The following is a 14,347-nucleotide window of genomic DNA, read 5'->3' on the forward strand; positions in this document are numbered from 1 at the left end:
ATGCTCGGCCCGCCCCGCTGTCGCCAACCGGGTGTTGTGCCCCGCGGTCCGCCCCCCGCCGGCCGGGCCCCGCCGGGGGCGGGCCCCCCCCCTTTTTGGGGGGGGGCCCCGGCCCCGCGCCGTTTCGCCGCCCCAGCCCTCCCCCCCCTTCTCGTCACCACCGCCCCCCAACCGTCACTACCGCCCCACCCCTTTTCACCACCACCGTCCCACCCGTCTCGCACGCCGCTCGCCTATCGTGAGAGCGAGGGCTGCGCTTCTGCCGCGCGGTCGCGGAAGGAGACGGACACGATGCCCGCCGGGCCGGTCAGCGGAGTCATCCAGCGCAGCACGCTCCGCCAGCAGATCGCGGATGCGCTGCGTGACGAGGTGCTGGCCGGACGGCTGCCCGCGGGCCACCAGTTCACCGTCAAGGAGATCGCCGAGCAGTACGGCGTGTCGGCGACACCGGTGCGCGAGGCGCTGCTCGACCTCGCCGCGCAGGGGCTGCTGGACGTGGAGCAGCACCGTGGTTTCTGCGTGCACACGTTCACGGCGGCCGATTACCGGGCCATGGTCGAGGCCCGCACGCTGGTCGTGGAGGGGGTCTTCCGTACGCGTGCGGAGGAGCTGATGCACGGAGTGACGTCCGATGCGCTGGTCTCCCTCCGGCGCCGTGCGGAGGAGGCGGAACGGTCGGCGCGGTGCGGGGACCTGGACGTACTGATCGGCTACGACCTGCGCTTCTGGCGTGAGTTCGGCAATCTCGTGGGAAATCCCTGTATTGCCGATTTCCTGGACCGGATGCGGGTACAGGGGTGGGTGTTCGCGGTGCCGATGCTGCGCGCAGAAGCGGACCTGCGCGGTCATCTGTGGCAGGGTCATCAGGAGTTGGCGGACGCGGTCGTGCACCGTGATGTGAGCGCGGCGCAGCGCCTGGTCCGCGAGTACAACGCCCACGCCCTCGCCCTCGTCGAGAACCTCGCCTAGCACTACGCTGTCCCGACCATCGGCTTCGTCTGCCGGACCCGAACGGAAGCGAGAACTTGTGGCGTGTGACCTGTGGCTCGTCCCCCTCGTCGACGTGCTGTGCCACAGCCCCGACAATCCCTTCTCCGAAGAGCTCGCCGCCTACGACAAAGCGCTGGACGAGGCGGGTCTTCCGCCCGTACCGGTCTTCAACTACATGCCGGGCCTTTCCGGGGACGTCGCGCCGGTCGCCGGGTTCGACTATGACGCGCTGCACTTCCTTCGCCGTGCGTACCTGCTTCAGATCTGTGGTCTCGCCGTGTCGCCCGTGGACGAACTGGGCGGCGACTACGAGCAGTTGCTGGAGATGTTCGAGAGCACGGCCCAGGAGTCGCATCTGGTGTGGCATTACGACCACGCGGGTGCGTACGTACCGGTGGACTTCCCGCATCCGCTGGCGAATGAGGAACTTCTCGCCGGGGGCGGTCCGTTGGGTTCTTCGCACGGGTTGCTGAGGGAGCTGGAGGTGGTCGCGCCGGCCATCGGTATCGACCCGGCCAATCCGCCGGCCGCGCCGACGCCGCCGGAGCGGCCGACGAAGCTGGAGGAGCGGGTGGAGGGGGCGGTCGCCGACGACGGTCCGTTCGCCCGGGAGCGTCATGTGTGGCTCGGGCTGCATGCGGCGGCGACCCGCAGTCTGGGCCAGGGCTCGATGATCGTCTTCAGCTGATCGCTTTCAGGCGGCTGTCTTCAGTCGACTTTCTTCAGCCGACCGTCTCCAGGCGATCGTCTTCAGCTGACCGGTGCCGGGCAGCTGACCGGCACCGAGCATACGGGCCGGGGCACGGAGCCCCGGGCAGTCACCGGGGCGGCTCCGGCGGTCGCTGGCGTGGCATGTTCGGGCGGGTGCCCGGGGGGAGGACGATGCGGCCCGTACGGTCCGGGGCGGTCTCCTGGCGTTGCGGTCCCCACGGGGCGGGTGCCGTCTGGTTGCCGGTCGGCACCTGTCCGGTGCGGAACGCCATCATCCAGTCGTTCGTCTCGGAGCGGACGAGTTCCGCGATGTCCTCGTTGAAGCGCCGCAGTACGGAGAGGCAGCGTTCGGCGGCCTCGGAGGCGGTGCCCTCGGTGGGGCCGAGGACCTCTCGTACACTCTCGGACGCCCAGTCGAACTGCAGTGCCTCCAGTCGGCGCTGTACGGCCTGGGCGGCGGCCACGTCCCGCATCCAGCCCGCCGTGACACCGAAGAAACGGTCGCAGCCCGCGCAGACGGCGGCGAGCAGCAGCGCGATGTAGCCGTACTGCGTGCCGTCGTCCAGCGCGCCGGTGAGGCCGAGCAGCGGCAGCAGCGCGCCCGCCGAGACGCCGGCTGCGGCGCCGGCGCGCAGGATCCGTGCGGTGCGCCGCTTGGCGACGCGGTCCGCGAGGTACCAGTCGATGACGTGCAGCGCGCCGGTCTCGGCCCATTGGTAGAGCTCGTCCAGGCGCTCGGCCGGTTCACCCCAGTCGCCGAGTGGGAAGGCACGGCCGGCGAGATCACCGCGATCCCGTCCTTGCGCGTCCTCGCCTTCCTCCCGAGGGGGCCCCTCGGGAGGCCTCTCGGGCTGCATCTCCGGCTGGCTCACCCGTGGACTCCCTGTTGAAGATACGTGCGGTGCGCGCGTGGCGATGGAGACGGCCGTGGCGCGCGACACCCTTCCTACCGCCGAACGGCTGGCGTTGCCGCCAGGATCGAGCTATTTCCGCCCGGAAGTGGCGCGGGATCAGGTATAGGCCTGTTCCCGGCCTCACTCGAAGGAGTTGCTACACCCCGCGCCCCCCGCCTAGGTACCCAGGGTGGGGACATGCGCGCGTCCCTCGATCAGCTGTACCCGTTCGCCGGGCTGTACCTGTTTATCCCTGTTCGGCCGTACGTATGCGCATGTTGGACCAGCCGTGCCCAGTTGTGTTCGTTCGGGTGGCCGAAGAGGCTGCGACTTCGACCGATCTCGCAGCCGTTCTTCCGTACGGCGGGGGGCCGGAGGGCGTCGCGCTCAGGGGCGCGGCCGTGTGCCGTCACCCGGGACGACTAGGCTGCTCCTGTGAAGGTCCTCGTCATCGGCGGCGGCGCCCGCGAACACGCCCTGTGCCGCTCCCTGTCCCTCGACCCCGACGTCACGGCGCTGCACTGCGCCCCCGGCAACGCCGGCATCGCCGAGGTGGCCGAGCTCCACCCGGTGGACGCCCTCGACGGCGCGGCCGTTGCCGAGCTGGCCCTGAGCCTGCAGGCGGAACTGGTCATCGTCGGCCCGGAGGCACCGCTCGTGGCCGGTGTCGCCGACGCCGTGCGCGACCGCGGCATCCCCGTCTTCGGCCCCTCCGCCGACGCCGCGCAGCTGGAGGGCTCCAAGGCCTTCGCCAAGGACGTGATGGCCGCCGCCGGCGTGCCGACGGCCCGCAGCTACGTGTGCACCACCCCCGCCGAGATCGACGAGGCCCTGGACGCGTTCGGTGCGCCGTACGTGGTCAAGGACGACGGCCTCGCCGCCGGTAAGGGCGTCGTGGTGACGGACGATGTGGAAGCGGCCCGGACGCACGCGCTGGCCTGCGACCGCGTGGTGATCGAGGAGTTCCTCGACGGCCCCGAGGTCTCCCTCTTCGCCGTCACCGACGGCGAGACCGTCGTACCGCTCCAGCCCGCTCAGGACTTCAAGCGCGCCCTGGACGGCGACGAGGGCCCGAACACCGGCGGCATGGGCGCGTACAGCCCGCTGCCGTGGGCGGACCCGAAGCTGGTCGACGAGGTCGTGCAGTCCGTCCTGCAGCCGACCGTGGACGAGCTGCGGCGCCGCGGGACCCCGTTCTCCGGCCTGCTGTACGCGGGTCTGGCGATCACCTCGCGCGGTGTCCGCGTGATCGAGTTCAACGCGCGCTTCGGGGACCCGGAGACCCAGGTCGTGCTCGCCCGCCTGAAGACCCCGCTGGCCGGCCTGCTGATGGCCTCCGCCACTGGCAACCTCGCCGCCCTCCCGCCGCTGCGCTGGAGCGACGGCGCGGCCGTCACGGTCGTCGTCGCCTCGCACAACTACCCGGGCACCCCGCGTACGGGTGACCCGATCACCGGTCTGGACGCGGTCGCCGAGCAGGACGCCCCCGAGGCGTACGTGCTGCACGCGGGCACCCGGTACGACGCGGACGGCCGGGTCCTCAGCGCCGGTGGCCGGGTACTGTCCGTCACCGCCACCGGGGCCGATCTGGCCACCGCCCGTGACCGCGCGTACGCCGCCGTCGGCCGGATCTCGCTCGACGGGTCCCACCACCGGACGGACATCGCGGCCAAGGCCGCGGAGCAGGCCGGCTGAGGAGACGCAGCGGGACCCGTCCGGCCCTGGTGGCCGGCCCGGTCCCGCCCCCTGTGAGGAACCGGCCGTCCGACGGCCGGTTCCTTGCTTTACCCAAAGCCATTCCATCGAGTGACCAAACCGGTTAACGGCTGACGTGCGGCGGCGCCCCAACTAGGGTTCCGCGCAAGCGTCCTGTGGTGACCGTTCCGCTCCTCGGCCCGGCCGCCCCCGAGACGTCCGGCAAGTGGCTCACCGGCATTGCGATGTCAGTGGCCGGTGCCAGAGTGGTGGAGAACGAGCAACGCGCCGACGGCCGCCAGCGGCCGCCGACAGTTGCCGGTCTCTTCCGTCCCGTGTTCTCTCCGTCCCGTTCAAGCAGGACAGCAGGGGGTGTACAGGCTCGTGGCAGGTCCGGAGGCAGGCGAACAGGCAGCGCGCGCCCGAGCGCTCGCGGTGCTGCGGATCCGCGGCGCGGCGCTGGGCTTGGCCGTGCTGCCGGCCGCGCTGGCCGTGGTGCTCTTCGCCGGGGCCGCGACCGGTGGGCTCGGTTCGTGGGAATCCGGCGGCTGGGCCCTCGCCCGCTGGATCGTGGCGGGGTTCGCGGTGGTGGCGCTGCTGCTGGCGGCGCTGGTCGCCGCGGTGGTCGCCCGGGCCCGGCCCGCGCTCAGCCCGACGGTCCCGGTCGCCGAGGAGTCGGCGCCCGATCTGTACCGCCTGGTGCGCGACCTCGCGGACCGTCTGGAGGTCCCGGCGCCCTCCGCGATAGCGCTCACCCCCGACTGCGACAGCTGGCTGGAGGACCGCACGCACCGTGCGCACGCTCCGTCCGGCGGCTCGGCAGCAGGCCCCGCCCCGGCCGCCTCCCGCACGGGCGCAGGATCGGGGGCGGCCCGGCAGGCACCGGCGCCGGTCCTGGTCATCGGCTCGCCCTTTCTGTGGTGGATGCGGGTCGGCGAGCTGCGCGCCCTCCTGGCCCCCGTCGTCGCGGGTACGGGCCCCTCGGTGCATCCCGACATAGCGGCCGCGCGCCGCTTCGTGCGCGGCCTGGACGCCGCCGTGGCGGTCGCCGCCCGCGCCCGGGGCACGCTCAGCGGCGTACCCCTGCGCTTCGTGGGCCGGGTGTCGCGCCTGCTGCTGCGCGCCTGCGGTGAGCACGCCACCCAGATGGAGCGGGGCGTCGCGGCCGCGGCGTCCGAGCGCGCCCAGGGCGTGGACTACGGCCTGCGGATCGTCGCGCAGGAGCAGGTGGGCCTGGCGTACGCGGGCTGGGACCGGCTGCTGACCCGGGTCGCGCTGCCGGCCTGGCGGATGGGCCGCTGGCCCGCCCGGCTGGACGCCGGCGTGGTCTCCGCGCTCACCGAGCTCTCCCGTCGCGACCGCCTCGCCGAGGGCTTCACCTCCCGGCTCGGCGAGCGCCCGGCCTGTGACCTGCTGGAGGAGCCCGGCGCCATCGACCGCGCCGCGTCCCTGCTGGCCGCCCGGCTCTTCCACGGCGGCCCGGCCGAGACCGGCCCCGACTGGGCGCCGATCGCCTGGGACCGCTATCCGGAGGAGGTCGTCGACCGCAAGTGGCGGCTGGAGGCCGCCCGCCTGCACCGCGTCCTGGACGACCTGCCCGCCCTCCCGCCCGCCGCCCCGGCCGAGGGCGCCGCGCCACAGCCCGCACGGGCGCCGGAAGCGGTACCGGCGACGGAGGCCGTACGGGCAGCCGAAGCCGCACGGGCAACCGAAGCTGTACGGACCGCAGAAGCCGTACGGGCGACCGGAGCCGTGGCTCAGCCCGTGCGGGCGAAGGAGCCGGTGGGCACCAAGGGGCCCGCGGGGGAGCCCGGCGGGGCGGCCGATGCCGCAGCGGGCAGGAGCCTCGGTGAGGTGCCCGCGGAGACCGGCGAACGGCCCGGCGGCGGGGTGCGGGTGGCCGGTGCCGTGAACGGCGGCGAGCCCGCCGTGGCCGGGCCCACGCTGACCCGGGTCATCGAGCGGCTGGCCCGGGACGACGCGGCGAGCGACCTCGTCGCCGCACGCCTGGTGACCGAGCTGGAGCGGGAGGAGCGGGCCACCGCCGACCGCAGGGCAGCCACGCCCGCCTCAGGATCGGCCCAGGAGACCGCGGAGTTCGCGGGTCCCGGAGTGTCCTGGGGAGACGGGCTGGTCGACGGCGGCGTTCCGCTGTTCCCCCTGCAAGCGCCTCGTACGGGCCGCGAGCTGCTCGCCGATCACGTCATGGCGATGGTGTGCTGCGCCGCCGTGGACACCGCCGGCGCCGCTCCGGGCCTGGACTGGCTGGACGGGCCCGCGCTGCTGGTCGACGGCGCCCGCCGGGCCGACGTCGGCCGTACGGTCCGCAGCCTGGTGGACGACGGCGACGACGAGCCGCTGCGCGACTGGCTCGGCGAACTGGGCGTCCGCCCGGACAAGCCGGTACGCCTCGTCTGACCGCGGACCGCCGACGGCCACCCCGCGCCTCCCACGGCCTCCGGCCCACCCCACCGTCACCGTCGTACCGGGGACACCCCGTCCTACCGGTTATCGGTCACCCGCGCCGTACCGGGGACACCCCGTCCTACCGGTTATCGGTCACCCGCGCAGTACCGGTCGCCCCCGTCGTATCGAATGTCCAACCAGTCCCCCTGGCCCGGAACGACGGAAGGTATGCGCCTCCGGTTCATCTTTCAGTCGTTTCCGCGAGTAAATTCACGACGAAGGGTGACGGTCCAAGTGCGTAATGTGATGTGCTGGGGGTACTCGCCCTGCCTCTTACGAACGAAACGTGTACTCACAAGCCCGTGACCCGGGCTCGTACACACAGTCCGTACGGGCGACCGCGTACGGGCGACAGCACAGGCGGACCGACGGTGGGCGTGGGAGGGGAGTGGGAGCGTGGGCACACAGCAGATCCGGCGATGGGAGTCCGGTGCGCTCGCGCATGCAGTGACGGACCCGTTCGGGCAGGGGCCACTTCCCTGGCTGCGAGGGAGCGAGAACTACTTCGACTCCGGCCGGGTGGTCCCGTGGTACGTCGATCCGGTGCTCACCCATGAGGGAGCGCCCGTGCCGCCGCCCCGCTCCTGCGCGGGCCCCCGCACGGCCGACGACGTGCACCGCCAGATCAAGGGCTTCGCCACGACCGGCGCGGTCGCCCCCGGTGCGGCCATCGACTTCCGGATCACCGTCGACCCGCCCCAGCCGTTCAGCATCGACGTCTACCGGATCGGCCATTACGCGGCGGCCGGCGCCGCCAAGATCACCACGAGTCCCCGGCTCTCCGGCATCGTCCAGCCCGCCCCGCTCACCGCCGACCGCACGGTCTCCTGCCACCACTGGTGGCTCTCCTGGCGGCTGCAGATCCCGGAGTACTGGAACGTCGGCGCGTACGTCGCGGTGCTGACCACCGAGGACGGCTACCGCAGCCACCTCCCCTTCACCGTCCGCGACGACCGCCCCGCCGATCTGCTCCTGCTGCTCCCGGACGTCACATGGCAGGCGTACAACCTCTACCCCGAGGACGGCCGGACGGGCGCCAGCCTGTACCACGCGTGGGACGAGGAGGGCGCGCTGCTCGGTGAGAAGGACGCGGCCGTCACGGTCTCCTTCGACCGCCCCTTCGCGGGCGCCGGCCTGCCCCTGCACGTCGGGCACGCGTACGACTTCATCCGCTGGGCGGAACGGTACGGCTACGACCTCGCCTACGCCGACGCCCGCGATCTGCACGCCGGCCGTGTCGATCCGTCGCGCTACCGCGGCCTGGTCTTCCCCGGCCACGACGAGTACTGGTCGGTCCCCATGCGGCAGGCGGCCGAGCGCGCCCGGGACAGCGGCACGTCCCTGGTCTTCCTCTCCGCCAACACCATGTACTGGCAGGTCGAGCTGTCCCCGTCGCCCTCGGGCCCGGACTCCCTGCTGACCTGCCGCAAGCGCCAGGGCCCCGGGCGCCCCGCGCTCTGGCGCGAGGTGGGCCGGCCCGAGCAGGAGCTGATGGGCATCCAGTACGCGGGCCGGGTGCCCGAGCCGGCGCCGCTGGTGGTCCGCAACGGTGACCACTGGCTGTGGGAGGCCACCGGCGCGCACGAAGGGGACGAGCTGGCGGGGCTGGTCGCCGGCGAGGCGGATCGGTACTTCCCGCGCACGAACCTGCCCGAGAGCACCAGCCGGGTGCTGCTGGCGCACTCCCCGTACCGCGATGGCGAGGGCGTCCGCCGCCACCAGGAGACGTCGCTGTACCGGGCGCCCAGCGGGGCACTGGTCTTTGCCTCCGGCACCTTCGCCTGGTCGCCGGCGCTGGACCGGCCCGGCCACATCGACGAGCGGATCCAGCGGGCCACCGCCAATCTCCTCGACCGCATCTGCAAACGCGATTGAGCGGCCTCCGGCCCGCGCGCGGAGGCGCGGGCCGGGGTCGCGCGCGCCGACGGGTGCTGCCCGTACCGGCGCCGGAAGGCGTGCGGGGCCGGGCGTGCGCCGCGTCGGCCCACCCTGAAGCGCTGCCGGGCCCCCGCATGCGCGAGAATCGGAAGGACTCCTGGATCAACCTACGCGGAGGCAGCGTGTCCGGATTCGTTGAAAAGCCCGAACCCGTGGAGGTGCCGGGCCTGGTTCATCTCCACACCGGCAAGGTGCGCGACCTCTACGAGAACGCCGACGGCGACCTGATCATGGTCGCCAGCGACCGCACTTCCGCGTACGACTGGGTGCTGCCCACCGAGATCCCCGACAAGGGCCGGGTCCTCACGCAGCTCTCGCTGTGGTGGTTCGACCAGCTCGCCGATCTGGCGCCGAACCATGTGCTCTCCACGGAGATCCCGGCCGGCGCCCCCGCCGACTGGGCGGGCCGCACCCTGGTCTGCAAGTCCCTGGAGATGGTCCCGGTCGAGTGCGTGGCCCGCGGCTACCTCACCGGCTCCGGCCTCAAGGAGTACGAGGAGTCGCGTACGGTCTGCGGACTCGCGCTCCCCGAGGGCCTGCAGGACGGTTCCGAGCTGCCCGGCCCGATCTTCACCCCGGCCACCAAGGCCGCCGTCGGCGAGCACGACGAGAACGTCTCCTACGAGGAGGTCGCCCGGCAGGTCGGCGCGGACACCGCGGCGCAGCTGCGCCAGGCCACCCTCGCGGTGTACGGCCGGGCCCGGGACATCGCGCGTGAGCGCGGCATCATCCTGGCGGACACCAAGTTCGAGTTCGGGTACGCGGTGGGCGCGGACGGCACGCGGACGCTGACGCTTGCCGACGAGGTGCTGACGCCGGACTCCTCGCGGTTCTGGCCGGCCGACCAGTGGCAGCCGGGCCGCGCCCAGCCGTCCTTCGACAAGCAGTTCGTCCGGGACTGGCTGACCTCGCCGGACTCCGGCTGGGACCGGAAGAGCGAGCAGCCGCCGCCCCCGCTGCCGGCGGAGATCGTGGCGCAGACCCGCGCGAAGTACGTCGAGGCGTACGAGCGGCTCACCGGGCTCAAGTGGTCCTGAGCGTCCAGGGAAACGGAAAGGGCCCCGGTCGATGACCGGGGCCCTTTCGTATGGAGCGGACGACGAGGCTCGAACTCGCGACCTCAACCTTGGCAAGGTTGCGCTCTACCAACTGAGCTACGTCCGCATCTCCGGCGCCGAAGCGCTCGGTGCGTGCACCACTATAGCCAACCGCGCGGGGTGCTTGTGCCCCTCCGGTGGCGGGCGGGGAGGATTGTGGCCACGACCACAGATCGTTTTCCCCGTCGCTTCCCGTCGGCTTCCCCGTCAACAGGGCGGACGTATGGGGAAAAAGCAGAAGACCCCGGTCACGAGGACCGGGGTCTTCTTTCCTGAGCGGACGACGAGGCTCGAACTCGCGACCTCAACCTTGGCAAGGTTGCGCTCTACCAACTGAGCTACGTCCGCATGCATCCACCCGGCTTTCACCGAGCGGCGCGACAGCTACTCTACCTGATCCAGAGGGATGGTCGAGACTGTCAGAGCGGGTGACAGGGATTGCACACTGCGCCTCCCTCTTGGAAAGAGGGCGCTCTACTACTGAGCTACACCCGCGTGACTCCTCGGGGCCCGGCCTTCCGGCCTCGCCCCTCGGCGTGCTCCAGACTTTAGCTGATCAACGGGGGTGCAGCGCAAGTCCGCTGCCCACGCGGTCTCCGGAGCCGGCGCCGGACGAGCGCCCGCGGCCCGGAAGGGCCCGCCGCCCGCGCCCCCGGCAGGGACGCGGGCGACCACGGACCGTCAGCTGTTGGCGGCCTCGAACGCCTCGTAGACCTTCTTGGGGATCCGGCCCCGCGGTGGCACTTCCATGTGGTGCGAGCGGGCCCACGCCCGTACCGCAGCGGGATCGGCCGCCACCGAGGTGTGGCGGTAGGCCTTGCCGGACTTCGCCCGCTTGCGGCCGGCCTCGACGTACGGTGCGAGCACCTCGCGGAGTTTCTCCGCATTGGCGGGATTGACGTCGATCTCGTACGTCTTACCGTCCAATCCGAAGGTGACCGTCTCTGCGGCTTCTCCGCCGTCGATGTCATCGGAGAGCGTGACCACTACGCGCTGCGCCACGGATATCGGTCCTTTCGTGCAGCATCTCGGTGCTGACATGGGGAGATGCGGCAGATCCGGATGTCAGGGATCAATGCTTTTTCATTTGTACAGCGATGAGCAATGCATTGGGAAGCCCAGTTAATTTCCTCAGCGTGTCACCGCGCAATCCGGACTGCCGATCTTTTCGAGGATTTTTCCCGGCTGTTCACAACCGCCGATACCGGAACGTGATCGGTCGGCTACGATTCTACCCGCGTAGAATTTTCGGCAAGGTACTGTGAAGGAACCGCCTTACGCACCACACAACCGGGAGTGCCAGTGGCACGCGTCGTAGTCGACGTCATGCTCAAGCCGGAGATCCTCGACCCGCAGGGACAGGCGGTGCAGCGTGCACTGCCGCGTCTGGGTTTCGAGGGCATCTCCGACGTACGTCAGGGCAAGCGTTTCGAACTTGAGGTGGAGGGCCCGGTCGACGACGCCGCCCTCGCCCGCATCCGCGAGATGGCAGAGACCTTCCTCGCCAACACCGTCATCGAAGACTTCGTCGTACGGGTCGACGAGCCCGCCGGGGCCGGCTCATGACTGCTCGCGTCGGAGTCATCACCTTCCCCGGCACGCTGGACGACCGCGACACCCAGCGCGCCGTCCGGCTCGCCGGCGCCGAGGCCGTGCCGCTGTGGCACAAGGACAAGGACCTCAAGCAGGTCGACGCCGTGGTCCTGCCCGGCGGCTTCTCCTACGGCGACTACCTGCGGGCCGGGGCCATCTCCCGTTTCTCGCCGGTCATGGAGACCGTCATCGAGCAGGCCAGGGGCGGCCTGCCGGTCCTGGGCATCTGCAACGGATTCCAGGTCCTGACGGAGTCCCACCTCCTCCCCGGCGCGATGCTGCGCAACAACCACCTCCACTTCATCTGCCGCGACCAGAAGCTGCGGGTGGAGAACGCCGACACGGCGTGGACGGCGGACTACACCGCCGGCCAGGAGATCAGCATCCCGCTGAAGAACATCGACGGCCGTTATGTCGCCGATGAGCGGACCCTTGACGAGCTGGAGGCGGAAGGCCGCGTCGCCTTCCGGTATCTCGCCAGTGGCGAAGCCGCTGACGGCTACGGAAACCCCAATGGCTCGCTGCGGGACATCGCCGGCATCACCAATGCGGCCGGCAATGTCGTCGGCCTCATGCCGCACCCGGAGCACGCCGTCGAGCCGCTGATCGGTGCCGGCGGTACCGACGGCCTCGGATTCTTCACCTCGATCCTGAAGAAGTTGGTCAACGCATGACGCTGGACACGGTCAAGCACGCGGCCGAGACCCCGGACACCGACCAGCCGTGGGCCGAACTGGGCCTGAAGCAGGAGGAGTACGAGCGCGTCCGCGAGATCCTCGGCCGCCGTCCCACCGGCGCCGAGCTCGCCATGTACTCGGTCATGTGGTCCGAGCACTGCTCGTACAAGAGCAGCAAGGTCCACCTCCGCCAGTTCGGTGAGAAGGCCCCGGAGACCGACGCACTGCTCGTCGGCATCGGCGAGAACGCCGGCGTCGTCGACGTCGGCAACGGCTACGCGGTCACCTTCAAGGTCGAGTCGCACAACCACCCGTCGTACGTCGAGCCGTACCAGGGCGCCGCGACCGGCGTCGGCGGCATCGTCCGCGACATCATCGCGATGGGCGCCCGCCCGGTCGCCGTGGTCGACCCGCTGCGCTTCGGCGCCGCCGACCACCCCGACACCAAGCGCGTGCTTCCCGGCGTGGTCTCCGGCATCGGCGGCTACGGCAACTGCCTGGGCCTGCCCAACATCGGCGGCGAGGTCGTCTTCGACGCTTGCTACCAGGGCAACCCGCTGGTCAACGCCGGTGCCATCGGCGTGATGAAGCACGAGGACATCCACCTCGCCAAGGCCTCCGGGTCCGGCAACAAGGTCATCCTCTACGGCGCCCGCACCGGCGGCGACGGCATCGGCGGCGCCTCGATCCTGGCCTCCGAGACCTTCGACGACTCCAAGCCGTCGAAGCGTCCTGCCGTCCAGGTGGGCGACCCCTTCCAGGAGAAGCTGCTCATCGAGTGCACCCTGGAGGCGTTCGCCGAGAAGCTGGTCGTCGGCATCCAGGACCTCGGCGCTGCCGGCCTGTCCTGTGCCACGTCCGAGCTGGCCTCGAACGGCTCCGGTGGCATGCGCGTCGAGCTCGACGACGTACCGCTGCGCGACTCCACGCTCTCGCCCGAGGAGATCCTCATGAGCGAGTCGCAGGAGCGCATGTGCGCGGTCGTGGAGCCGGAGAAGGTCGACCGTTTCCTGGAGATCTGCGGGAAGTGGGACGTGACCGCCACCGTCATCGGTGAGGTCACCGACGGCGACCGGCTGGAGATCTTCTGGCACGGCGAGAAGATCGTCGACGTCGACCCGCGGACCGTCGCCCACGAGGGCCCGGTCTACGAGCGCCCGTACGCCCGCCCCGAGTGGCAGGACGCCCTCCAGGGTGACGACGCCGCGAAGCTGGCCCGGCCGGCCCGCGGTGACGAGCTGCGCGAGCAGGTCCTGAAGCTGGTGGCGCACCCGAACCAGGCGTCCAAGTCCTGGATCACCTCCCAGTACGACCACTTCGTGCAGGGCAACACGGTGCTGGCCAGCCCGGAGGACTCCGGGATGATCCGCATCGACGAGGAGTCGGGCCTGGGCGTGGCCATCGCCACCGACGGCAACGGCCGCTTCGCGAAGCTGGACCCGTACCACGGTGCGCAGCTGGCGCTCGCGGAGTCGTACCGGAACGTGGCCGCGACCGGCGCCAAGCCGCTCGCCGTCTCGGACTGCCTGAACTTCGGCTCGCCGGAGGACCCGGCCGTCATGTGGCAGTTCGCCGAGGCCATCCGCGGTCTCGCGGACGGCTGCCAGCAGCTGGGCACGCCGGTCACCGGCGGCAACGTCTCGCTCTACAACCAGACGGGCGAGGCCGCCATCCACCCGACGCCGGTCGTCGCCGTCCTCGGCGTGATCGACGACGTGGCCCGCCGTACGCCGGTCGCCTTCGCGGAAGAGGGCCAGCTCCTCTACGTGCTCGGCGACACCCGCGACGAGCTGAGCGGCTCGGCCTGGGCGCAGGTGATCCACGACCACCTGGGCGGTCTGCCGCCGCGGGTGGACCTGGAGCGGGAGCGGCTGCTCGCCGAGATCCTGATCTCGGCGTCCCGCGACGGCATGATCGACGCGGCGCACGACCTGTCCGACGGCGGTCTGGTCCAGGCTCTGGTGGAGTCCTGCCTCAAGGGCGGCAAGGGCGCCCGGGTCGTCATCCCCGACGGCCAGGACCCCTTCGTCACGCTGTTCTCCGAGTCCGCGGGCCGCGCGGTCGTCTCGGTACCGCGCAGCGAGGAGCTCCGCTTCACCGACATGTGCGGTGCGCGCGGTCTCCCGGCGACCCGGATCGGTGTCGTCGACGGCGACTCCCTCGATGTGCAGGGCCAGTTCAGCATCGCGCTGAGCGAGCTGCGCACGGCGCACGAGGACACGATCCCGGGCATCTTCGCCTGATCGTCCGCGCCCGACCGGCAGTACCGCGGCCCCACCGGGAATTC

At 71.4% G+C, this 14,347-nt stretch carries 11 protein-coding genes and 3 tRNA genes; 9 read left to right on the forward strand and 5 right to left on the reverse strand.

Annotation, left to right across the window (positions count from 1 at the left end; all coding sequences use genetic code 11):
• Positions 1 to 291 precede the first annotated feature (291 nt).
• On the forward strand, positions 292 to 969 hold the full coding sequence (locus tag ACIGQF_RS33460) for a GntR family transcriptional regulator (protein WP_399718270.1): 678 nt from the start codon (positions 292 to 294) through the stop codon (positions 967 to 969).
• 58 nt (positions 970 to 1,027) lie between these two features.
• Positions 1,028 to 1,678, forward strand: a complete 651-nt coding sequence (locus ACIGQF_RS33465; protein ID WP_361553739.1) for a hypothetical protein — start codon at positions 1,028 to 1,030, stop codon at positions 1,676 to 1,678.
• A gap of 130 nt (positions 1,679 to 1,808) precedes the next feature.
• Here ACIGQF_RS33465 and ACIGQF_RS33470 read toward each other — a convergent pair whose 3' ends face one another.
• Positions 1,809 to 2,573 carry an SLATT domain-containing protein gene (locus ACIGQF_RS33470; protein WP_399718274.1) on the reverse strand — a complete coding sequence of 255 codons (765 nt, stop codon included), beginning with the start codon at positions 2,571 to 2,573 and terminating at the stop codon, positions 1,809 to 1,811.
• Between the two features lie 456 nt (positions 2,574 to 3,029).
• On the opposite strand from ACIGQF_RS33470, the gene purD reads away from it, so the two are divergent.
• The 4 genes from purD (at position 3,030) to ACIGQF_RS33490 (ending at position 9,730) form a co-directional block, all read left to right on the forward strand.
• Entirely contained in the window at positions 3,030 to 4,289 is a 1,260-nt protein-coding gene (gene purD / locus ACIGQF_RS33475; protein WP_399718277.1) for a phosphoribosylamine--glycine ligase, read from the forward strand.
• 384 nt (positions 4,290 to 4,673) lie between these two features.
• Complete coding sequence (locus tag ACIGQF_RS33480) at positions 4,674 to 6,707, forward strand: hypothetical protein (RefSeq protein WP_399718280.1); 2,034 nt, start codon at positions 4,674 to 4,676, stop codon at positions 6,705 to 6,707.
• A 444-nt stretch (positions 6,708 to 7,151) separates the two neighbouring features.
• The gene (locus ACIGQF_RS33485) at positions 7,152 to 8,630 is read left to right on the forward strand and encodes a N,N-dimethylformamidase beta subunit family domain-containing protein (protein WP_399718283.1); all 1,479 of its coding nucleotides are present in this window, start codon (positions 7,152 to 7,154) and stop codon (positions 8,628 to 8,630) included.
• A 185-nt stretch (positions 8,631 to 8,815) separates the two neighbouring features.
• Positions 8,816 to 9,730: a phosphoribosylaminoimidazolesuccinocarboxamide synthase gene (locus ACIGQF_RS33490; RefSeq protein ID WP_399718285.1), complete on the forward strand. Its 915-nt coding sequence runs from the start codon at positions 8,816 to 8,818 to the stop codon at positions 9,728 to 9,730.
• 51 nt (positions 9,731 to 9,781) lie between these two features.
• Here ACIGQF_RS33490 and ACIGQF_RS33495 read toward each other — a convergent pair.
• The 4 genes from ACIGQF_RS33495 to ACIGQF_RS33510 form a co-directional block, all read right to left on the reverse strand.
• Positions 9,782 to 9,857, reverse strand: a tRNA-Gly gene (locus ACIGQF_RS33495).
• Positions 9,858 to 10,065: 208 nt separating this feature from the next.
• Positions 10,066 to 10,138 (reverse strand) — tRNA-Gly (locus tag ACIGQF_RS33500).
• 75 nt (positions 10,139 to 10,213) lie between these two features.
• Positions 10,214 to 10,285 (reverse strand) — tRNA-Gly (locus ACIGQF_RS33505).
• 186 nt (positions 10,286 to 10,471) lie between these two features.
• Positions 10,472 to 10,792: an Lsr2 family protein gene (locus ACIGQF_RS33510; protein WP_052866369.1), complete on the reverse strand. Its 321-nt coding sequence runs from the start codon at positions 10,790 to 10,792 to the stop codon at positions 10,472 to 10,474.
• A gap of 300 nt (positions 10,793 to 11,092) precedes the next feature.
• Here ACIGQF_RS33510 and purS point away from each other — a divergent pair, with 300 nt between their 5' ends.
• The 3 genes from purS to purL are packed head-to-tail and all read left to right on the forward strand — an operon-like array spanning position 11,093 to position 14,303.
• Positions 11,093 to 11,356: a phosphoribosylformylglycinamidine synthase subunit PurS gene (purS, locus tag ACIGQF_RS33515; RefSeq protein ID WP_030623503.1), complete on the forward strand. Its 264-nt coding sequence runs from the start codon at positions 11,093 to 11,095 to the stop codon at positions 11,354 to 11,356.
• On the forward strand, positions 11,353 to 12,057 hold the full coding sequence (gene purQ, locus ACIGQF_RS33520) for a phosphoribosylformylglycinamidine synthase subunit PurQ (protein ID WP_399718289.1): 705 nt from the start codon (positions 11,353 to 11,355) through the stop codon (positions 12,055 to 12,057). The genes purS and purQ overlap by 4 nt, the downstream gene beginning before the upstream one ends.
• The gene (gene purL, locus ACIGQF_RS33525) at positions 12,054 to 14,303 is read left to right on the forward strand and encodes a phosphoribosylformylglycinamidine synthase subunit PurL (protein ID WP_399718292.1); all 2,250 of its coding nucleotides are present in this window, start codon (positions 12,054 to 12,056) and stop codon (positions 14,301 to 14,303) included. The genes purQ and purL overlap by 4 nt, the downstream gene beginning before the upstream one ends.
• Positions 14,304 to 14,347: the final 44 nt, after the last annotated feature.

Source organism: Streptomyces sp. NPDC053560 (assembly GCF_044544605.1).
In the GTDB taxonomy this organism is placed as follows: domain Bacteria; phylum Actinomycetota; class Actinomycetes; order Streptomycetales; family Streptomycetaceae; genus Streptomyces.

What these genes read in the sequence shown, in the direction of transcription:
- ACIGQF_RS33460 (WP_399718270.1), top strand. Translation starts at nt 292, where the DNA reads ATGCCCGCCGGGCCGGTCAGCGGAGTCATCCAGCGCAGCACGCTCCGC.
- purQ (WP_399718289.1), top strand. Translation starts at nt 11,353, where the DNA reads ATGACTGCTCGCGTCGGAGTCATCACCTTCCCCGGCACGCTGGACGAC.
- purL (WP_399718292.1), top strand. Translation starts at nt 12,054, where the DNA reads ATGACGCTGGACACGGTCAAGCACGCGGCCGAGACCCCGGACACCGAC.